Raw genomic sequence first — 20,702 nt, 5'->3', positions numbered from 1 at the left:
CATCCCTAAGATGAACTCGATAGAATGACTTCATCGTTTGAACACCCATCTAAGGAATTCACTATGTCTCGTTTACTAGTATTAAAATCAAGCATTCTTGGCGATTACTCACAATCAAACAAACTGGTTGACGAGTTCATCAACCATTTCGACCAACAGCAGATCGTTGTACGCGATCTGGCGCAGCAACCACTGCCGGTTTTGGATTTTCAGGTGGCAACCGCTCTGCGCGCTGCGGGTGAGTTGACTGCCGAGCAACAAGCAATTGTGACCCTGTCAGACACCTTGATTGACGAAATCAAAGCGGCAGACACCCTAGTGATTGCGGCACCTATGTACAACTTCACCATCCCGACTCAATTGAAAAACTGGATTGATTTGATTGCGCGAGCAGGGGTGACATTCACTTACACCGAGCAAGGCCCGAAAGGTCTGATTGAAGGCAAGAAAGCCGTGATCGTGACAACACGCGGCGGAATTCATAAAGACGCAGCTTCTGACATCATTACACCGTACTTGAAAACCGTACTGGGTTTTGTTGGCATCACAGAGGTTGAATTTGTCTACGCTGAAGCGCTGAACATGGGTGACGATTTTGCCAATAAAGGTCTGGCTTCAGCGAGTGAGCACCTTGCAGCGCTAACGGCTTAAGTACGCTAACAGCTTACGTCACAGCACCCGTATAGATTCCACTGCCTGGCACACCAACGGATTGATAGCACCTTGCCCACTTCGTGCCAGTTTGTTTACGCCCTCACATGATGTGAGGGCTTTTTTATCTAGCGCTCTGCTTCCCTTACGCTACTCAATGAGCGAGCTACTTATCACTTGCTCTGCGATCTGCTCAAACACCTTTTCAACGCTAAACAAACTCGCCACGTGGTAATACTCCGGACCAGACGCACAAGATTGCATCAAACGTTCACTTGCCGCTCCACCAAAGTTAACCGTCATGACCTTAACACCACGGCCTGGCTGCTTGAGCTGTGTACAAATTAGCTTCATTTTTTTGTCGCGAAACGCGGGATCAATCAAATGATTGCCATCAGAAAACATCACTAAGTATTTGTTGCTCGTTTCATCACTGTATCGGCGTGGCAATTCTGGACGGGTTTTATCCCATATCCCCTGCCAATACGGAGAGAGTAAACGCATCGCCCACACCATTCCTTCCGCATTATTGGTGTTCATGCCGGGCACGAGACGTTGGACGGTGGATTCAAAGTGTCGACGCTCGGTGATAAACGGCACAATCGGATTTACGTGACATTCGATGTCATCAAAAATGGCTTTGTCTTCGTGAAAAGGACGATAGTTATTGCTCGGATTGGTCGACGGATAAACAGGCGGATCCAGCGGTGTTCCATCATCAAAGTGCAGTACCGCTGGCTTGTGAATTGGGCGGATAATGCGCTTTGAATTGTTGCTGGCAAACTGAGGCGCTTTCTCGAGGTTACGAAAATAACGTAAGCCTAACGTCGCGGGATTGTTTCCCTCAAAATCAAGATCGCGGCACATCGCGTTACGTTGTCTTCCCGGTACGGCTGGCGTTCGCCCACTGGCTCTATCGAACATGTCACTCCAACGATTTTCACGTTTGACTTGCGCGTGATCGTAGCGGCGAAACGAACCCAGATAGATTTCTTCCATCGGCCCGGTATTGACGTTACCTGACGCGGGCACAATGCTGACCACGTAATTTTGATTGCGGTTACCACGAGCGTAAAGCTTGTCCGCAAAGGCCAGCAACGCCTCTTTGGTTTTGTTCATCGGCTCACCAGACATCGAGTTGGAAACATCGAGCATAAAGACGATTTCCGCTTTGTTGCTACTGATGCCCGCTTTGGCGTTGGTGCGGATCGGCACACTCTCTTGCGCCGCGATGTTGAGCGAGTTGGGCACAAAATCCAACACCACTTGCAAACTTTCCTCTTGCTCATCACGCAGATGAGTCAGACGCACCTCTTCCACATAAGGGCTTGCCGCTCCGGAGGTAAGGTTGGCATGCAGCAGTTCCACCGCCGTACTTTCTGGCACCTCACTGATGATCGCCGACGCGAGTGCGGCATCCGTCGCGTTCGCCATTTGGTTATGCACACTGTAGATACGCATCACATCCATCACCCACGCGGCAAACACCAACATGCTCATCAACAAGACCAACATGAACACCGAAATTCCACCCGTTTGCTTGCGCATGTTATCTCCTTTTGTAAATCGCATGGCTAACAAGAGATTGCTGTTCACTCAACAGCACCAATACACGTGACAATAAGTCTTTGGGTGCAGGTTGGTAACACACACTCACCATCCACAGATCCACCTCGGTCAGCTCCGCTTGCAGCTCTGGTGGCTGGCACGCCCCTTCTGCCAGCACAAAGCTGTTTTGCTCAGAGAGAAACTGGACTTTGACTCCGAGCACAGAGCCGGGCTTGGCCATTAGCTGTTCCGCCTGCTGGAGATAGGCGGGCATCCATCCGCGCAGTTCATTGCCATCTTGGATATCCTGCATTGAGATCGCTCGAACCAAGGTATGGCTGATATCTTGCACTTTATCGTTACTGCGAATCAGCGAAGTGAGATCGACAAACGCCAGCGCCATCACCAGCAACAAAGGGATAAACATCAATGCTTCTACCGCCACACTGCCAGTTTGAACACAGCGGCGAGAGAGTCTATTCAGTTTCAAACGCTTTCTCCGGAATTAAGGCCACTTGGTTTCGGTAGGTGTACGTCATCTCGCGTTCACTCAACAGAGGAATCGCTAACGCGGGTAATGAGAGTGTTACCGTCAATACGATCACCCCTTGTTGCAATCGCACCTGTGTCGTTTCCTCGATTGCGGCCACGCCGAGCCATTGTGCAATCGAAGGGTGCCATTGAGGCTCTATGGTGGCTTCACTGGTTAACTCCGGACTGTGTAACAGCAACTGTTGCGAAAAATGTTCAATGAGCGCGTTCGGATCAGCCTCTTGCTTGAGCTGGGTTGCCCGCCTCGCTTGCTGAACCGCATGATCGAGGGATGAAAAATGCCACTGCACGCGGCCAATTTCGAAAAAGAGCAAAACCAGCGCTAACAGCACCGGCATGATCAGCGCCGCTTCCACGCTGACACTGCCGTTTTGAGATTGACGGCTTCTCATTGCAAACGACTCAACTGCTGCTTCAACAGAGCGATATCATGCTCCGCTTGTTGTTCTGACATACTGCGACTGAGCAGCGCAAACGCTTGTTGTTCTTGTTGTTGTGCCAACAACACTAAGGCGTAATGTTGCGTGACGAAGTCCGGCACTTGATTGCCTTTCATCAGCGGTTGCAATAACAACTGTGCTTGCTTGAACTGCCCTTGCAATAAATAGTGAAACGAGAGGTTAACGCGAAAACTTTTGCTATCGGGCTCCAGTTCCATGGCACGGAGGAAATGCTGTTTGGCCTGCGCCGTGCGTTGTTGCTCATCTAGGGCAATCGCAAGCAAATTGTGCAGCCCTGCGTGCTGCTCATCCAATACGAGGCCTTGTTGAAGATAATTGCTGGCGCTGAGTGCATCCCCCTGATTGAGCTGATAACGGCCAAGAATGAACGCCGCTTCCGCCGCATTGTCGGCATTTTCTGTCAGCAGTTGCTGCAATTGACTTTGCGCCGCATGCGGCCGATCTTGCAAGAGATCGATGCGCGCCAGCATCAAGCGTGCATGCGGTTGTTCAGGATACACATCAAGCACTTGTTGATACTTGCTTTTGGCAGAATCGTAACGTGCATACTCAAACGCGGTATCGGCCAAGCTGTTGAGTGATTCTGCGCTGGGTTGCGATGCTGGCGCAGCGCATCCCACGAGCAAAATGCTGACAACGGAAAGAATAAGTTTTGAGGCAAATTTCATGGTTTGTTCCTAAAGGAGCACAGAGGTACTGCGGTCCAACATTGAAGCTAGGCCAGACTGGCGAGAAGTTGAGAAAGAATCGGCGAAATCACCATCACCAACATCGGCAACATGATCATGGTCATCTGAATCAACGTGATTTTGCCCGGCAATTTACCGGCTCTTTCTTCAATATCGAGCGCGCGTTGTCGACGCGCATCTTCACTGATTTGACGTAAGGTATCAGCCAGTGGCGAGCCATATTTGTCCGCCATCGTCAGTGTCGTGGCTAACGTATGTAACTCTGGGATACCAGTTCGCCAGCTTAAGTTATTGAGCGCTTGAGTGCGGTCGTTCAGCAAATCCAATTCAGCTGAAGTCACGCGAAACTGCTCCGCCATGGGCGCATGTTGCTCTTGTAGGTAACGAGCCACGCGTTCAAAGGCGCGGTTGAGCGACAATCCCGATTCCACACACAACACCAACAGATCAATCGCGTCGGGGGCGGATTGTTTGAGCTTCTTGCGGTATCTGTCCGCATTTAAGTTCAACCACCACTCTGGGCCATTGGCGCCCAACACATACCCTACCAGCACCAAGGTAAGCGACCACATGCTTACGATCGCTTCGCCATTGATGGATTGGCGCATCAGCAGCAGGAGCGCCACCAAAATGCCGCTGCCAAACTTGGCCAACAATAACCACGATAACGCCTGAGGTTTATGAAAACCCGCGTTCGCCAGTAAGCGACTTAAACGCGCTTTTTCATTTTGCGTGATCCAGTTATGCACCAAGGGATAATTGGAGGACGAAGCCGTCGCTTGACGTTTCACATAGTGTGAAAGACGCGCTTCACGACGCTTGCGTTGACTCGTGTTGTGCCACAACAAGCTTGTCACCACCAACAGCATTAGCGCGCTAACCAGCATTACAATTTGTGCGATGACCATCTTCTACCCCTTAAATTTGGTCAGTTGACGAATCAACAACAAGCCAGTGACGACGCTCAATACCACATAAAGCAAGATCCACTGCCCGGTTGCGTCACGTAGCAAGTAGTCAAAATGCTCTTTGGCCGAGCCGTACAACACCCCAATCAACGCCGGTGGCAGTATCGCCAGTACTTTGGCTGAGGTGCGAGATTCCGACGTGATGGTTCGCACGCGACTTTCCATTAAACTGCGCTCACGCAGAGTTTGGCCAAGCTGTTTAAGCATGTGCGACAACTTACCGCCAGTTTCACTTTGTAGGCTCAGTAAAGTCGTTAGGAAGCGAAACTCTTGGCTGGGCATTTGCTGAGCGGCGAACTGCATCACTCTTTCAACACTATGACCCAGTTTGAGCCGATCATGCATCGCCAGAAACAGACGCTTGGCACTGCCTTGATACTGCTCGGAAAGCGCGAAAAAGATGTCATGCAAAGGCGCACCGACTTTAACGGCACGCTCCATACTGTCGATGATGTCTGGCATTTGCATGTTGAACTCGTTAATAGCCAGTTGCTCAAAATGGCGAAACGCCAACACCGTCATCATCACGGAAATGACCACCACCAAAATCAGTGTGGTCAGTGGCGCCATTCCTTGTGAAAGTAAGGTGATAAACAGCCCTACAGTGAGCATGACCAAGTACAAACGGTACTTTTGCAAGCGAGATGTACCCAATAAGGTTTCCAAGCGCGTGTAAAAAGCGAGCCATTGCGGACGCTTTTTTTCCACCGATACCAAGGGTTTAAGGTAGCGGTGACGCTGCTTTTCTCGTTTCGCATTCTCACGTCGAGTGCGTATCAACCACGCACCCAACGCGAGCCAGACGAACAAAAACATTAGCCCTAGCATGGTTCTCTCCTAGCGCTCTTCGTTTGAAAACAAGGCTTGCCATTGGCGGTCGAGTGCGAAATGGCGCGCACGTTCGAGTAAATTTCTCGGCAATGTTCCTTGCTGATACGCCCCCTGCCCCTGGTCATCTAAGCGATACTCAAACAGCGGGTGCACGACAATCTGACCTTGCTCGATCCCGCCAACCGCGGAAATGGCGGTCACACGACGTTTGCCATCATGAGAGCGCTCAAGCTGCACTACTAGATCCAACGCTGAGCTGATTTGCTGGCGCAAAACCGCTGACGGGATCTGTTCTGCCCCCATCATCAACATATTCTCAAGACGCAGCATGGCATCCGCTGGCGAGTTAGCGTGCAATGTACACAGTGAACCATCATGACCCGTGTTCATCGCTTGCAACATGTCAAACGCTTCGGCACCACGTACCTCGCCGAGAATGATGCGATCTGGGCGCATCCGCAGCGCGTTCTTAACCAAATCGCGCACCGTTACAGCCCCAGTTCCTTCTGAACTGGCGGTTCGTGTTTCGAGCTGAATCCAATGTGGCTGGGTCAGCGACAACTCTGCGGCATCCTCAATGGTGATGATGCGTTCATCGTCGCTGATTGGCGTGCTCATGGCGTTGAGCAAGGTGGTTTTACCTGCGCCAGTTCCGCCGGAAACAAGAATGTTCAAACGGCAACGTGCGGCGAGTGCGAGGCATTGCGCCATCTCTTCACTCAAACTGCCAAACGCGACAAGCCCCGGCAGATCGTATTGCCGTTCTGGAAACTTACGAATAGAAATGCACACGCCGTTTAGCGCTAACGGCGGTGCAATAATGTTGACTCGGCTGCCATCTTCCAAGCGTGCATCCACCAACGGAGTAGATTCATCGAGGCGGCGACCAACGGCGTTGACGATTCTCTGCGCAACATTAAGCAGGTGTTTTTTGTCGCGAAAACGGATGTCTGTTTTCAACAACTTGCCTTGTCGCTCAATGTAAATTTGCTCAGGTCCGTTAACCAAAATGTCACTCACGCTGGGGTCTTCCACCAAGCATTGAATTGGGCCAACCCCGAGCATGTCATCACACAACTGCTCCACCAGAATCGCCAGTTCACTCTGGTTGTATGGCAGCAACTGCTGTGCCGACAATTGTGCGACCGCTTTTTTGATCTCTTGTTGCAATTGCTTGCGCGTTAATTTGACCGCTTCGGAAGGTTCTATCAGCTTTTCAAACGCCGTTTGCGCCGCCTCCGGCATCACGAGAGGGTTGCCTCGTGAAACATTAACCATTTGGGTTTTATTGCCGAACATTACGCCATCCCCGCCAAGCGAGTTTTGAGTTTGCCAATTGCCTTTGCAAGCTTGCCTCCTCGGATCACCAATGGCTCGCCATGGTGCTCTGCCGCCTGCACCGCTTTGCTGTCGAACGGCAATTCGCTGAATTGAGTGATCGACCACGCCTCAAACAACTGTTTCTCACTCCACGGTTTGTGCGATTTCGATCGGCTCTGATTACCAACGAGGTGAACATGGTGCAAATACCCATCCAGCTTTGACAAAATGCCATCGGCTCGGCGACCCGCCTGCAATGAGAAGTCATGCACCAGCAAAAGGTTGTCAGCGGAAACCAACAAATGCTCTACTTTTTCAATCAAGTAATGAGGCACATCCAAAATCACATAGGCGAACTGTTGCTTCAGTTTCGTGACGACATTGATTCGCTGCTGCACCGATAACTCCTCCTGCCCCTCTGCATAAAACAGACTCAACTGATGTCCGATATTTTGGCCAAATTGCTTAATCAAAACGGCGTCAACTCGCTCAACATCATGAACCAGACGATCAAGCGAGGGTTGATAGTCAACCCCAAGTAAAATAGGGTGTTGGGTGAAATTCAGGTTGAAGTCCACCAGTGCGACCGAGCGATGCTTAGCCAGCTCCACCGCTAAATTGGCCGCAACGGTCGAGGTACCCACCCCGCCACTAGTGCCACTGACAAGGTAAACCTGTCCTTGCTGGAATCCCTTTTGCGCGTGGATCCCCAAAAGATGCAATAAACTTTTGTGCAACGCGGTCGGGTCAAGTGGCAGAGCCAAGTAATCCGCAATGCCCATCTGCATCAGATGACGGTATTCTGAGAGCGATATTTCATCGCCAAACAGAATGACCTGACAACCCGGAGGCGTGACCTTCGCCAAGGCAGGCAGTTGTTCCAAATCCTCTCGCTCAACTTGCAGCAGCAAGATCTCTCCGCAGTGACGCTCAGCCAAATGGGAGATCGCTGCGCTCATGCTTCGCGCGTGAATTTGACAGTCAAGCTGAGGAATGCGATCAACCGCCGATTCAATCACCGTCAGTTGCGCGCCCTTTTTGGCAAAAACCATCATAGATTGGCGTTTAGTTTCCACCTTCACCTCCCGAACCATCGGTAATTTTTGCAGGGTCATCGGCGATTCTCACGCTGCCTTGGCGTAAGCGTTCAACCGCACCAACTTCTAAGCTACTTTCGGTAATCAGCAATGGCGCCCCTTGTCGATAATGATGTTGATTAGCCATCGCTATTTGTAGGCGACGTTGATGGCGACACTGTGCTTCGGTTAATTCCAGTTGAGGTTCAAACCGACAAGTATTTGGCTGCAACGAAACGCCGATTTTCATCTCCACTTGTGCTTGGTCCACTTGCTGCCAACGAATGTCGACAGGCAAAGAAAGGGTGTCGCTGAGCTGTTGTTGCCACTGCGACAAGCTGTTGTGAGAGAGTTGTTGTGTGCGAATCAGCACCGAAACTTCCCCTTGCTCTAATCTGTGCTGTGTTGGGAGAAGCAATTGTTCAAGGGTTGGTAAAATGGCCTTGTTTGAGCGCAGCGTCACTTCGCGTTGCTCGGTAAACTCGGAGGTTGACGTGCAACCTGCCGCCAACAGCACCGCCGTCGCAAGCATCCAAAGATGCGATCGTTTGTTCATCATTTTGTTTATGATCCTGTTAGTAGCGATAGCCGTAGTCACCGATGAGTTTCGGCGTGTCTGTGTGACCTTCAAGTTCACCAAACAGCAAACGTTCTAAGCGTGTTGGTGCACGGAAATGGTCAAGTGGTGTCGGGATCGACTCTATATCACCCGTTGGCTGCACCAGACTGGCCGTGGCGATGATCACCAATTCGCGCTCTATCTGCTGATTCTTATTGGTTCGAAACAGGGCACCAACGCCTGGCAACTCGCCTAAAAAGGGAATGGCATCCACCGAGTTTTCTTCTGACGTTCTCAGTAGCCCTGCCAAGGCAAAACTCTGTCCATCGGCCAGTTCAATAGTGGTAGTTGCGGTTCGCTTATCTAACCCAGGAACATCAACACCATTGATTTTGATAGAATTTTGACGGCTGAGTGCGCTCACTACCGGAGTGACCGTGAGTGAAATGCGGTTTTCAGATAACACCGTTGGCGTAACCGAAAGACCGACACCGAAACTCTTAAATTCAACGCCGACAGATTCGCCATCAATGCTCGGGAAAGGAAATTCTCCCCCCACCAAGAACTCCGCTTTTTCGCCGGATTTTGCCGTAAGATTCGGTTCTGCCAGCACATTGACTAAGCTCTTGGAGGCCAAGGCGTCGATAATGCCCATAAACGCTGATTCTTTGATGAGGTTATCGGGGTCGGTGAGATCAATTCCCGTGGCAAATTGGTTTCCGGGAGAAACGCCCAGCATCCAATTCGGATTGACTGATTGCCAGCGGATCCCCAACTCTTCGCTGGTGCTTTTTGCCATTTCCACCATACGAATAGAAATGTTGACCTGCGGCGCAGCGTTGATTTTCAACTGGTTGATCACCAAAGGAAGCACCGACTGACCACCTGGGCCTTCCGGTGGGTTTGCCGACTTACGGCTGGCATCGGCATTGATCTCTTTTAAACGCTCTTTGTCGGCAACCTGCCCTACGGCGAAATTGTTCACCAAACTCAAAATATCCGCCGCCATTTCTGGGCTGGCCACCGTCCCTGCGACGGCAATCGAATCGCCCACCGATTGCAATGTAATACGATGTGACGGATAGAGGGTTTCTAAATGGCGTTCGAGTTGGCTCAAACCACTGTTTTTCACATTCAGTCGGTAATGAGCGATCGCTTCACCCTCTTTACCAACGATCACCAAATCGGTTTTTCCCACTTTGGCACCAAACACCAATGCGCTACGCGCAGAAGGGGTTTTGACATCCGCGACCGTCGAATCAACGATGTAAACACTGCGCATCTCTTGCGACAACGGAATCAGGCGGCTTTGCCCCACCTCCAAATCGATCTGTTTGGCTGCGTGCGCCAAAGGCACCAGCAAGCAACACACCACAACAGACCACCACTGTTTTGCCACTTTCATTATTATTGTCCTTCCTTCACGTTGCCGCGGATCACTGTGACCGATTGGGTTGGTTGCTGTTCGAGGTCATACGCCCCAGAGATATCTTTTGCCCACTTCAGTGGTTTGTTCGCGACTTCCGTTTGATCGTTGTTACCTCGCAAAACGAGCGACAATTCACCTAACTTGCTCGCCAGCACGAGCTTTTCCGCATCTTGCAGAGACACTTCGAACGTGACTGAAGTGGGATCGTAACTTTTAGCACTTTTCTCCGGCTTTTGATGGGGAGAGTATTGATTGCCAATCGCAAGCAAATGAATGTTTTGTAATACCGTTTCGACGGCCATGTTGTTGTATATCGGCGTGCCATTGGCGTCTTGGTCAATTTCCGACTGGCTTGTTAGCAAGACATCGACTTTATTTCCCGGACGAAGTAAGCCAAGCCCCGCAGCCATCGGATCCAACTCTATCGAAATCGCTCTCATGCCCGGTTTAACTAAAGCCGAGAGAAAATCCGACTGCTCTGGCCTTAACAACATCTCTGGTGACAGTACGCTGTCCGCCGGAATAAACTGCACCGCCACACTGCCGGCGATCTGATCCAGTTCAAATACAGGTTGGAGAAAAACCTCTCCTAAGCTCTCGCGTTCAGCCAACGACACCTCTTTCCATACCAAGCTCTCACGCTCAATAAACGAGCCCTTCGCCAATGCACGGTTGGTGGTCAGCACTTTTGCTTTGTGCTCCACCGTTGAGAGGGGTTGTGATGGTGGTTGAGCCTGTGAGGTATCTAACCAAACAAACCCTGCGAGAAATAACGCAATAGACAAAGCTGCAAAAACAGCCATGTACCAACGACTCATGATGAAAAATCCAAATTAGAAAAGAAGGTAAACGGTCGACGCGGAAATGGAGACACCAAGCGGAATCGTCCCTTGATGGTTGTTTGACATGGCCAAACGCTGACGCGCTAACTGCCATATCGCCAATACCCCAGCGCCAAGCGCACTCAGTAAAATCAGCTCACCCCAGTTTGGGAAAACCATCCAGACACATATCACGGCTAGCTTCACATCCCCTGCCCCAAGCAACCTGCGTTGCCAGAGCAGCATGCCAATCAACAACGCCAGCAGTGCATACAATGTCGCATCCAACCACATTGCATCGGGTAGTTGATGGCGATAATACGTTGATACGCAGACCAATACGGTGAGATTAGCGTTGTAAATCTTTCGCTTTAGCACGTCACTTAACACCACCATCGCAAGCAGTAGCAGCAAAGCGACGAGGACGACAATGTCTGGCTTCACGGTTTATTCACCAGCCGGATTAAGGCTGTTTACAATGCCGAGAAACTTCTCTTTGAGTGCAGAAATAAACACCCCATCAGAACCGAAAATGGCCAATACGCCCGCCGCTAAGCCTGCCGCTAGGATTCCATACTCAATCGCTGTCGCGCCGCTTTCATCGTTTATGAATTGTTTCAGCATCATTACTCCTTTTTGAAACAATATGTAAATAGACATGAGAATCAATATCATTTGCAAATGATAACATTTATATTATTATGCGCAACAAATAAAGCGATGAATATTTTACAAAATGACATTTTGCCAGTGTTTTTGATCGTATTTTTATTATTAATCAGATCATTGATCTGAAATGTAGAGTATTTATTCAAATCACGGCGTCATTTCCCTTCTCATCTATCGAGCAAATTTTTCAATAAGGAGTGAAAATGCGCTTATTTGCCAAGAGTTTGGTTGCATCAACCATTGCGGGTCTATTGACCGCGTGTGGTGGTGGCGACGGTGGCGGTTCCGCGACCAGTCCAACAACCCCTTCAACCCCAACTAAAGTAACGTTAACCGGCTTTGTCACGGAGTCTCAGCCAGTGAAAGTTACGGTCGATCAAACCGTCAAAACGGAAGTGAGACTGCTGGTGGCTGAAGAGGTCGTGGCGCGTTCAGCGATCAAAATACACGCGGGAGAGCGTCAACCTCGCTATCTTTTAGAGGTGGATCCAGCCACTCTCGGCGAGGGGCTCCCGATGACGATTGAGGCAGTCAGCGTGATCTCCCCACGTGAACAAGAGGCCAACGCGCGCACTGCTGAAAAAGCACAAACGGAAGATCAAGCGTCATCAGAAACTCGCGAAGTGTTGCTTTATCGCAATGCCATTGGTACCAAGTTGCCGCTACTCGCCGCAGATAAAAACAACGATAAATTCATTACCCATGATGAATGGCTGCCACTGACTTTCTCACAAACCAACTCGTTGTTTGTTGCACTCGATCCAAGTGGCGAACAAAATGCACTTGAACTGATGAACGAACATGGGCGAGAGAGAATCATGGCCATCACCGCGTTGCTGCACGCGATCGCCGATCCTTTTGATCGTGAAGAACAAATCGAACTCACCTCGCTCAATCTCTCGACCGCTGCCTTAATTGATGCCCTGCTTAAGAATGAAAACATGGCCGCTGCCACAGCCGAGGAAGAGACGCCTTGGTTGGATAGAGTGAGCGACACTTACCAAGCGATGGCACAAACCCATCAAGTGGCACTACCCGACGGTTGGCAGAAGCGCATTAAAGACAAATGGATCGAGATGCACGCGGTCAAGCAAAGCAATGTACTGCGCGAAGTATTAGATAACTCTTACCCAACCCGCACCTTGGTACTCCGTGGCGAAACGGTTTCAGGAATGAAGAACCCGCAGATTTCGCTACAAATGGGTTCTTATCCTAACGATCCTTTAGCAAACAGCCATTACGACAACCCACTCAAACCCAAACGCCCATTGCTGGTACCCATTACCCCTGTGGGTGAAGAAAAATCGTCGACGGCTATTGAAGGGGCAAATCGTCAATTTGAGTTCCGCGTAACGCTTCGCGATACCGCGCAAGGCTTTGAAACTTGTCAGCCCACGGCGAATGGCGTGTATGTTTACTACGATAAAAACGCCGATCTGACCAAGCCAAGCGCCCATCCGACCGACAATATGCAAGATTTGCTGACCGTGATTGCGTTTGATCCAGACAGCGGTGTCGAGATGCGTTCCTACTTGGGCGCCTTCTGTGAACTGGCGAGAGCTGATATCGACAAGAACCAAGATGGTATCGTCACTGCCGAAGAGTTTCCGCGTTTAAAAGTCTCATTTGAAAACAACGCACACGCCCTTTTGGCTGAACGCAGTGGCTTGATGCATCACGGTGGCGGCCAATATGCCAAACCCGTCAAACAGACCGCGATCGATGAACTGTTTGCCAAGCATACGCCGGAAATGGTGCAGTTGATGAGTAGCATTGTGGCGATGCAAATGGCATCAGCAGAAAATCAGGCACTACCGGCCATCGACAATGCCTCAGACTTTTTCCGCACCGCTGCTCAGTTGCTCGATCTCGACTACAACGCTCAGTACCGTATGTACAGTAAAAGCAACATTCTGCCTGAGCCGTTTCAAGTCATCCAACTGCTGAAAAACATCGCCGATGTCGCCCATCATATGGAAGATAACGAGGCCACCATCAACACGCTGTTGACGTGGAGTGCGCAAGCTTTCACTCACCTTAGCCAATTTGCTGCGGACAACCAGATCGCTGCCGACTTAAACACGGCAATCAACGCTGGCAACAGTTGGCTACCCGCCGAGCCAGTGAATGGATTGGAGTCTATTTGCAGCACCGAATTTGCTGAAGACCAAATTCGTGGCATTGCACTTCGTGGACGTGGGGACGATTGGCTCACATTAGAATGGCTGCCGCAAGGAACCAGTGGCTATACCGTCTACTGGGACACCAAGCCGTTTAGTCAACTTAGTGAAGCGACAAATCAGACTAAGAGCGTAACGCACAGAGTGACATTAGATGGTTTAACGCCGTTTACTCGCTACTACTTCCAGATCGCGCACGATGGCACGCCAAGCGCTCAATTCAATGTTCGAGTTAGCGATGCTGGCCTAACCAATCCTCATCTCTTTGATTCGGATTTTAGCTGTGACCCAATGAGTGGCTATGCACGCAACTCCAACATCGATGGTTACCAATCGCTTTCTTTCCTAAAAGTGGATGCGCAAGGTGAACGTTTGAGTCGACAAGACCTACCGTATGTTGCAACCCCTCACAGCTGCGCCGTTGAAACCAAAACTGGCCGAACGTGGGCCGTGCCAAATAGCGAGATGGTGGAAGGTGATCGCATTCGTCACTGGTACAGCATCGATAACCGATATCTGCATGGTGACAACTTGCTGGTGACTGACGACAAATACAACGGTTTTTGTGTCGCCATCAACGGTGAGGTTTATCGCCAAGACAAAGCACGCCACTGTACGGTGAACCAGCTTGTTCAACGTGCTAACGAAGCCAAACTCTGCGGGATCACCGATTGGAGGCTGCCAACCTATCAAGAAACCATCAACATTCTGACGTTGAAAGGCAAACCGCAAATGAATTTTGATGACGATTTCTTCCCAAATATTGACGGCAACATGCTGTGGATGAAGCAAGAAAACCCTGATGTTAAAAGCCTAGCAAACCTACTTTTCCCAACCAGTTGGGACGTGCGAACGCAATTGGAAGGCAAAGAGGTACCTCACCAGGTGATGCTGGTGAGCGATGGTTTAAAAGTGAATCAGGAATAAGGAAGCACATATGAAAACGACTTTTCTCATCTCATTAGCAGCGGTACTCTCAACTCCGCTCTATGCGCAATGCCTTCCTGAAGAGGGGCGTTTTGAAAAAGCCACGATCGATTACCACGGCACAAACTATTGGGTGATCAACGACAACAGAACCAACCTTCAATGGATGATGTGTCCAATGGGTCAGCAAGGTGAACAGTGCGTAGGTGACGCTATTTTGGAAAAACGAGGGAATCTTGTCGAACTCATTGAAACCTTCAATCAAGCTGAGAGTAACGCTGCACTCACATGGCGACTGCCTCATACCCAAGAGCTGATTACCATTACCGATCAGAGCTGCCGCTATGGGACTTATCCTGAGTTCTTTAAGCTGTCACAAACGACCGAAGCACTGGAGCAGTTATATCAAGCGGTTGCTCCGTACAAAGAGAAGTTCGATATTCTCTACCAACGACACCAAGACAACCTGGTTGCACTGGAGAAAAAACGTCAGTCCAACCCGGAGGTAGACGAAAAGGTCGTTGAGTGGTTGGAAAACAGCCATAAGCTTCTAAATGGTGAATGGTCACAAGAAACCTCAGATTACGTTTATAAAGAACTGGTTCCTTGGCTCAAAGCAAATGCGCCAGAGTGGGTTGCCGCCACAACAAGTCGCAACAAGTTTTCAAATGCGTTTCACTGGGGAGATAAAGAGTTGGGGCTGGAGAGACTGAGCAATCACTATAGCGACAACTACTACCTACTGAACCAACTTTTTGCCACTCAAGCAGGCTACAGCGTCTCGTTCAAAAACGTGCCGAATCTAGGCACAACAAGTGACAATCGCTTACATGTTTCATACATGTACACTTTATATACATTAGGAAGCCTATCGGACTGGACACAGTATTACGTGCGTTTGGTTAGGCCGATACCACAGGACAATCGCTAATCAAAAAGCAGGGGCATTCGAGCCCCTGCTTTCTATTGTTTGCAACACGGGTTAAATGATCAATTAAAAATCAAACTGCAAGTAAACCGTATTGTAGTTGCTGCCGCCTTTGATGCGCCCAAATTGAGAGGCTTTTTCAAAGATCGCAGAACGATGATGCAAGGAATAGCCAAACCAAACGTTCTTCCAATCGTTCTTACCCACCAAATCACCCACATTCACATCAAACGAAAAGTCGAGGTAATTGAGCAGATGGCTTGGGGTATAACCCTTGCGATCCATTTCACTCTGTTCGATATAGGTGATGTTGTCGATATAAGACATCCCTTCTGCAACACCAAAGCGCCATTGTGTCGGCCAGTTAAAGGTGTAATACGCTTTGATAGACACCACGGTCTCTGTGCTTGAGCTTTGCACCTCTGAGCTCCAGTGGTGCGCAATGCCCGAATGCAAGTAAAGATCTAAAGGTAGCCCAAACAATTCATCCGTTAACGGATGGCCATAGAACAGTGACGTTAATTGGTTATTGTAAGGATCTTTTTCACGTTCAAATTTGAATATTTCACCAATGTTCGACGGCGTTCCCCAACCGTGTGCCACACGCAGATACGGCTTGTTTTTCAGGTTAGACTTTCGTTCTTTGGTTTTATCGTTAAAGAAACCAAAGCCAACGTAAAACTCACCCTCATAACGATCTTCCACCGCATCACTGTTGTAAGCATTGTTATCTAAACGTGTGATGCTGGTTTGGCCGAGCAAATAAAGATTGGAGATAACGTGGTAACGGCCTTTCAACGCGATATTGGTGTCCACACCCGCGCCAATGTTCTGCTTGGTGATATCAGAAAACGCATAGTAAGTGCTGTTGAAATCAGCGTCTTTATAGCGCAGCGTGACTGAAGGCTCTAGCTCCCAGTCGCCAAAGTCATATTTGGCGGCCAAGCGGTAGTTGGTGTGAAAACGGAAACTGTCGTCAGACATCAGTTCCACTTCAAAACGCCACTGGTCGTCAATTTGATATTTCAATTGTCCACCGAAGTCCGCTTTGTCACCTTCGATAGAGTTTTGTGCAATCTTGGGAATATCGATAAAACGTAGACGCGTCAGCGCATTAAATTGCAATTGTTGCTCTTCTGACTGCCACAAGTACGCGCCCCCTTCGATGCCGCGAATGAACACATATTCATTGTCAAAAAACATCATCGGTACAAAGGTACTAACGGTTTGATCGCCTCCTTGCGTATCAAAAGGAATCGACGCTGTGCGGTACATTGCGGCGATGCCCCAGTTTTCCTCTTGTGCAGCCAAAGCGCTTTGTGTCCCACCTAAGCCAACAAGTAGGCTTAAAGCCAGCCATTTATTTTTCATTTTTGTTTAAATTCCAGTTAATTACGCTGATTAATTCATCAAACAGAAGAAAAGCTCTTATGTTCATTATCAATTAGCCGTTACAATAATAGATATTGTCATTTATTTGAATTTAATGTGAAAGCCTCAGAACTGAAAACTTTTCTCCTTAGCTTGCCAGATGGTTACGATCCTGATGTTGTGATGGGAGAAGAATGGCTGCCAGAAAGGCTGGTAAATACGCGCCTTGACGACAATTTGCTGTTTCTTGAATTCGATAATGCTCCAGAAGAAAACCAAGGCGATGAAGAAGGTCGTGGCTTTGTCGAACATGAAATTGCCATGATAAGACAGCGCTTTGAACACATTCTCGATGAAGCCAGTGACACAAAAACCAAAGCCGACGCCATGTTGGCTCTCTTCCTGATGGGCCATGAGCTCTCAAGCTCTGAAGTGATCGAAATTCTCGAAGAGAACGACGACAGTGATGGATATTAATCTTCCTCACACCTTGTAAAATGACGCAAATGACTTCATGTTGTAGTTAACCTCGTTTGCTGGTGAACACTATGTTTAATGTATTAACTTCATTATTTAAGGAGCTTATTGAGGGTTCTGACCTCAGTAAGCACAAAGCGACCAACCCAAATTTGGCCATTGCGAGCCTACTTTGTGAAGTCGCCGGTGCCGATTACCAAATCGATGACCGTGAGCAAGCCGTTAAAAGGCAGTTACTCAAACGCCTACTCAATCTCGACGATACCCAAGTAGAAGCGTTACTTACGCAAGCACAAAGTGGTGTCGCTGAATCAGCCTCTTTGTATGATTTCACCTCTCAGCTTAGAGAGTTGTCTCAAGAAGTCCGCTTTGATTTGATTAAAGGCATGTGGGAAGTCGCCCACGCAGATGGCGAGATTGATCCATTGGAAGACGCCGTGATTCGTAAAACCGCCGAACTGCTTTATGTCGACCACAGCGAATTCATTCGTGCCAAGCTTCAGGTCCTCGATCAATAGCCGACGTAATAGGCCACTAGACATCAACAAAAAACGCGCCGTAGCGCGTTTTTTGTTTGGTGATTTGGTTATAACACCGGAGATTGATGCCAACGATAAATCAAGCCACTCCCACCTACTATCACTATCGCCCACAACACTATCCACGCTGTCATTGTGATCACCCTGCCAAGCCAACTTTGTTGTTTTATTGACGACAAGTGTAGAGAGCAAAAATGGCGATATTGCGACAGCGAGATGAAACAAACATGACGGTAAAAAAGGTAAGTTTAGCCCCGTTAGAACATGGTTAATGCCAGTTTAGCGAGGTTATAAGCATCTACGTAACCAGAATGCTGGCGCCCTTCCCACTCAATGCCTTTGGCTTCTTGCGCGGCACGATGGCCAATACGCTTGTCCTTCAAGCGATGTTGAATTCGGTACAACGTCGCAATATTAATGAACTCATTAAATGGCGCATCTATGCCTTTTTCTTGGCATTCTTGCATAAGGATTCGGTCATCACGCCCCCAAGAAGCGTAGATTTTATTGCTGCCACCGAAATTTTTGATCATCGATTTAATCACTTCGGCCAACGGCCTGCCCTGCTTTTCGATCTTACGTGGCGTAATACCTGTCAACTCAGCGCAAAATAGCGACACTTCATCATGCTCAGGCTTCACATAGTATTGAGCACGCTTGACGATTTCACCTTTGAGCAAATCAATCTCTGCTAAACCGATTTCAATGATTTCGCCCGTGCGCCCAACGCCATCTTCGTTCCAGCAACACATTTCTAAATCAAAGCAAACAATTCGGTTATGGTTCATAAATCGCCTTTCGTTTCCCAACCAGTTAAAGCGCGGAAGTGTACCTTAATCAAAACAGAAACTCGACTTACGCGGCTTCGTTTGGCTAATTAGGCTGCAATTGTCACGCAGTTTCGTCCCTTATCTTTACTTCGATAGAGCTGCACATCCATTTTTTGCACCAAATCCTCCAACTCTTCGTCGCAGTGGACGGCAGCCCCAATACTCAGGGTGCAATGAATCTCGGTATCTTGGTAATAACAGGCCGTTTTCTCTATACGATCACGGATGGCTTCTAAGTAACACTCCAATTCAGAACGCTCTGTAACAGAAGAGAGAATACCAAATTCATCGCCACCAAAACGATAGAAACGATCCCCCTCTTGCAACACAGTGCCAATCACATCGGCAACATCAATCAACACTTGGTCGCCACCTAAATGGCCATAGCGGTCATTGATTTGCTTAAAGTGGTCAATATCAAAGCCAATCAGACTAAACGCCGCCTGCTTTTCTAGCATCTGAGTCAAATCATGACGAAACGCACGGCGGTTAAGTGTGTGCGTCAGTGGATCGTGATCCACCATAAATTGCAGCTCTTTGGTTTTTTCATTGAGCATATAACTCAAGCGTTGTTTCTCACGCGTCTGCAAGTTGACAATATGCGCAACCAAGGTGGCGATCACCACGCCAATTACCGCAATGCCGATTAAAACCAGTCGGTCCCATTTCGACAGCCCTTTCTCGAGCTTAAATTCGATGCGCCATGAACGGTTTGGTAAGGTGACCGCTTTCACGACGATCTCGCCCTCAATGCTTGACCAATTGGGGCTCTGATACAAAATGGGATCGTCCTCCGCATCAAAGCCTAAGTCCGTCACTTTGACCACCATGTTGAGCTCAGTCGCTGTTTTCATCACCAGCTCTTCGAAATAAACGGTACTGCGAATCACACCAACCACCACACCAAGCAGTGACTCTCTACGCTGGTCAAAAACGGGGTGATAAACCAACAAGCCAGTCTTATCTAGTGATTGGTCGTAGCCGTCTTGCAATAGGCGTACTTTATCGGAAATGTTGGCTCGGCCTGTGCTAAAGATGTCGTCCAAAATCAAATCAAAACGCTGGCGAGAAGAATAGAAACCCAGCAACTCAATGTTTTTCGGCGTTCGAGGGTAAATATCGCTCGCAATGTAAATGGCCCTGCCATCGGAAAACACGTAGCCGTAAGTTTTGGGTTGATCTTTAGGGACGGTAAAAACCGAAAAATCGGGGAAAGTTTCACGCACATTGGCAATGTGCTGTTCCAGTTGCTCAGGCGCCACCTTTTGCATCCACTGCAAACCAATCAAACTTTGTGAAGATGAAACGGTGTGGCGGGCAAACACTTCAAAGCGGTCCCAATCCTCAGGCGCGACAGAATAGAAGAAGTTGGCTCCAGAGCCGATATAATCCAAATCGTTTTTAACGAACTCTTTGAGGGCTTCGGCTTGTCGTTCAGCCAAATTATTAAACATGGTATGGGTATAGCGCTGCTGGATATGACTTGCAATGAGCAAAAATACACAGGTTGCAAATAACGTTGCGACAAAGGCAAAAATCGACGCCGAGTGCCTTCTAAACCATCGATAAGACAAAAGAGAAACTGGTTGACCCACTTACAAATCCATTTAAATCCAACAAACCGAATCCAATGCCAATAAACACGATAACCACACAAACATCAAGCCATTTAACAGAATGACAAACTGTTATGTCGTTTTTTTCAGCAAACAAACTCAGAATTCTGCCCTAAAAGCGCTTTTATTACAGCCTACCAACTTGAATATGCTAATATTCGTCACCATTTTTACGTCTAAACTAGGTGCAAATCGCAAATTCGCCCGTCTATGTCGTCTATCGCGAGCCAATCTATGCACCTTTAAATCAATCGAATAGA

At 48.8% G+C, this 20,702-nt stretch carries 21 protein-coding genes; 5 read left to right on the top strand and 16 right to left on the bottom strand.

Annotated elements, in window-relative coordinates:
- The first annotated feature begins 63 nt into the window (after positions 1-63).
- On the top strand, positions 64-651 hold the full coding sequence (locus PQQ36_RS09765; RefSeq protein WP_011150540.1) for an FMN-dependent NADH-azoreductase: 588 nt from the start codon (positions 64-66) through the stop codon (positions 649-651).
- A 150-nt stretch (positions 652-801) separates the two neighbouring features.
- Here the strand turns inward: PQQ36_RS09765 and PQQ36_RS09760 are convergent, their stop codons facing one another.
- Genes PQQ36_RS09760 through PQQ36_RS09700 form a run of 13 tightly spaced genes read right to left on the bottom strand, consistent with a single transcriptional unit; the run spans position 802 to position 11,529 of the window.
- Entirely contained in the window at positions 802-2,199 is a 1,398-nt protein-coding gene (locus PQQ36_RS09760) for a VWA domain-containing protein (protein ID WP_017790321.1), read from the bottom strand.
- A gap of 1 nt (position 2,200) precedes the next feature.
- Positions 2,201-2,689 (bottom strand): TadE/TadG family type IV pilus assembly protein, encoded by a 489-nt coding sequence (locus PQQ36_RS09755; RefSeq protein WP_045621819.1) that lies wholly within the window; start codon positions 2,687-2,689, stop codon positions 2,201-2,203.
- Positions 2,676-3,143: a TadE/TadG family type IV pilus assembly protein gene (locus tag PQQ36_RS09750; protein ID WP_045596466.1), complete on the bottom strand. Its 468-nt coding sequence runs from the start codon at positions 3,141-3,143 to the stop codon at positions 2,676-2,678. The genes PQQ36_RS09755 and PQQ36_RS09750 overlap by 14 nt, the downstream gene beginning before the upstream one ends.
- The gene (locus tag PQQ36_RS09745; RefSeq protein ID WP_013571540.1) at positions 3,140-3,880 is read right to left on the bottom strand and encodes a tetratricopeptide repeat protein; all 741 of its coding nucleotides are present in this window, start codon (positions 3,878-3,880) and stop codon (positions 3,140-3,142) included. Before PQQ36_RS09745 ends, PQQ36_RS09750 begins: the two co-directional genes overlap by 4 nt.
- Positions 3,881-3,927: 47 nt before the next feature.
- Positions 3,928-4,809 carry a type II secretion system F family protein gene (locus tag PQQ36_RS09740; protein ID WP_273661022.1) on the bottom strand — a complete coding sequence of 294 codons (882 nt, stop codon included), beginning with the start codon at positions 4,807-4,809 and terminating at the stop codon, positions 3,928-3,930.
- Between the two features lie 3 nt (positions 4,810-4,812).
- Positions 4,813-5,697: a type II secretion system F family protein gene (locus PQQ36_RS09735; protein WP_013571538.1), complete on the bottom strand. Its 885-nt coding sequence runs from the start codon at positions 5,695-5,697 to the stop codon at positions 4,813-4,815.
- Positions 5,698-5,706: 9 nt separating this feature from the next.
- Complete coding sequence (locus tag PQQ36_RS09730) at positions 5,707-6,999, bottom strand: CpaF family protein (RefSeq protein ID WP_045618835.1); 1,293 nt, start codon at positions 6,997-6,999, stop codon at positions 5,707-5,709.
- Positions 6,999-8,096, bottom strand: coding sequence for an AAA family ATPase (locus PQQ36_RS09725; RefSeq protein ID WP_223370819.1), 1,098 nt, complete (start codon positions 8,094-8,096; stop codon positions 6,999-7,001). The genes PQQ36_RS09730 and PQQ36_RS09725 overlap by 1 nt, the downstream gene beginning before the upstream one ends.
- Positions 8,086-8,655 carry a hypothetical protein gene (locus PQQ36_RS09720; RefSeq protein ID WP_013571536.1) on the bottom strand — a complete coding sequence of 190 codons (570 nt, stop codon included), beginning with the start codon at positions 8,653-8,655 and terminating at the stop codon, positions 8,086-8,088. The genes PQQ36_RS09725 and PQQ36_RS09720 overlap by 11 nt, the downstream gene beginning before the upstream one ends.
- 16 nt (positions 8,656-8,671) lie before the next feature.
- The gene (locus PQQ36_RS09715) at positions 8,672-10,060 is read right to left on the bottom strand and encodes a type II and III secretion system protein family protein (RefSeq protein ID WP_273661021.1); all 1,389 of its coding nucleotides are present in this window, start codon (positions 10,058-10,060) and stop codon (positions 8,672-8,674) included.
- A 2-nt stretch (positions 10,061-10,062) separates the two neighbouring features.
- Positions 10,063-10,902: a Flp pilus assembly protein CpaB gene (gene cpaB / locus PQQ36_RS09710; protein ID WP_011080199.1), complete on the bottom strand. Its 840-nt coding sequence runs from the start codon at positions 10,900-10,902 to the stop codon at positions 10,063-10,065.
- Positions 10,903-10,917: 15 nt separating this feature from the next.
- Positions 10,918-11,349: a prepilin peptidase gene (locus tag PQQ36_RS09705; RefSeq protein WP_130246937.1), complete on the bottom strand. Its 432-nt coding sequence runs from the start codon at positions 11,347-11,349 to the stop codon at positions 10,918-10,920.
- A gap of 3 nt (positions 11,350-11,352) precedes the next feature.
- Positions 11,353-11,529, bottom strand: coding sequence for a Flp family type IVb pilin (locus tag PQQ36_RS09700; protein ID WP_013571533.1), 177 nt, complete (start codon positions 11,527-11,529; stop codon positions 11,353-11,355).
- 248 nt (positions 11,530-11,777) lie between these two features.
- On the opposite strand from PQQ36_RS09700, the gene PQQ36_RS09695 reads away from it, so the two are divergent.
- Both PQQ36_RS09695 and PQQ36_RS09690 read left to right on the top strand, forming a co-directional pair.
- On the top strand, positions 11,778-14,681 hold the full coding sequence (locus PQQ36_RS09695) for a DUF1566 domain-containing protein (RefSeq protein ID WP_263179864.1): 2,904 nt from the start codon (positions 11,778-11,780) through the stop codon (positions 14,679-14,681).
- 10 nt (positions 14,682-14,691) lie between these two features.
- On the top strand, positions 14,692-15,612 hold the full coding sequence (locus PQQ36_RS09690) for a DUF1566 domain-containing protein (protein WP_130246939.1): 921 nt from the start codon (positions 14,692-14,694) through the stop codon (positions 15,610-15,612).
- Positions 15,613-15,675: 63 nt separating this feature from the next.
- On the opposite strand, the gene PQQ36_RS09685 is transcribed toward PQQ36_RS09690, so the two are convergent.
- Complete coding sequence (locus PQQ36_RS09685) at positions 15,676-16,980, bottom strand: MipA/OmpV family protein (RefSeq protein ID WP_206625313.1); 1,305 nt, start codon at positions 16,978-16,980, stop codon at positions 15,676-15,678.
- Positions 16,981-17,097: 117 nt separating this feature from the next.
- On the opposite strand from PQQ36_RS09685, the gene PQQ36_RS09680 reads away from it, so the two are divergent.
- Positions 17,098-17,457, top strand: a complete 360-nt coding sequence (locus PQQ36_RS09680) for a hypothetical protein (protein ID WP_011150559.1) — start codon at positions 17,098-17,100, stop codon at positions 17,455-17,457.
- A 71-nt stretch (positions 17,458-17,528) separates the two neighbouring features.
- Positions 17,529-17,975 carry a tellurite resistance TerB family protein gene (locus PQQ36_RS09675; RefSeq protein ID WP_206625314.1) on the top strand — a complete coding sequence of 149 codons (447 nt, stop codon included), beginning with the start codon at positions 17,529-17,531 and terminating at the stop codon, positions 17,973-17,975.
- Positions 17,976-18,253: 278 nt separating this feature from the next.
- Here PQQ36_RS09675 and PQQ36_RS09670 read toward each other — a convergent pair whose 3' ends face one another.
- Both PQQ36_RS09670 and PQQ36_RS09665 read right to left on the bottom strand, forming a co-directional pair.
- Positions 18,254-18,784, bottom strand: coding sequence for a 3'-5' exonuclease (locus tag PQQ36_RS09670; protein WP_011080191.1), 531 nt, complete (start codon positions 18,782-18,784; stop codon positions 18,254-18,256).
- 89 nt (positions 18,785-18,873) lie between these two features.
- Positions 18,874-20,421 carry a sensor domain-containing diguanylate cyclase gene (locus PQQ36_RS09665; protein WP_045621832.1) on the bottom strand — a complete coding sequence of 516 codons (1,548 nt, stop codon included), beginning with the start codon at positions 20,419-20,421 and terminating at the stop codon, positions 18,874-18,876.
- Between the last annotated feature and the right edge of the window lie 281 nt (positions 20,422-20,702).

This window comes from Vibrio sp. CCUG 15886 (genome assembly GCF_028570825.1).
Classification (GTDB): Bacteria; Pseudomonadota; Gammaproteobacteria; order Enterobacterales; family Vibrionaceae; genus Vibrio; species Vibrio vulnificus_B.
This window is presented reverse-complemented; position numbering and strand designations above follow the sequence as displayed.